This is a genomic window from Mesorhizobium sp. M2E.F.Ca.ET.209.01.1.1 (assembly GCF_004010375.2).
Classification (GTDB): Bacteria; Pseudomonadota; Alphaproteobacteria; order Rhizobiales; family Rhizobiaceae; genus Mesorhizobium.
This window is the reverse complement of the sequence record NZ_SADP02000956.1, coordinates 1-305: the sequence shown is the minus strand read 5'-3', so window position 1 is coordinate 305 and position 305 is coordinate 1. Positions and strand designations below refer to the sequence as shown.

The window sequence follows — 305 nt, the reverse complement described above, 5'->3', positions numbered from 1 at the left end:
GAGTGCCGTGGCCAGGGTCGATTTGCCGATGCCCGAGCTGCCGGCAATCAGCACCGTCTCTGTCGGCGACAGGTAAATCTCCTTGCCGCGCGAAGTCCCGAGCAGCACACCGCGCGAGCGCTTCCTGGCAATCAGGTGGTCGTGCTTGACCAGCTTGCGGATCACTTCCTCGACGCCTTTGCCGCGCGCCTCCCTGGTGACAAGATCCGCGGTTTCCTTGACGGCGGGCAGCGCGTTGGCCACAGCGACGCTGCAGCCGGAAGCCCTCAGGAAAGCGTGGTCGTTTTCGGCGTCGCCGACAGCCA

Annotated in this window: 1 protein-coding gene; it reads right to left on the bottom strand. The window is 65.6% G+C overall.

Annotated features, from left to right (window positions below):
* Positions 1 to 305: HAD hydrolase family protein (locus tag EN852_RS38655; protein WP_148671970.1), on the bottom strand; the 305-nt coding region annotated here is incomplete at both ends.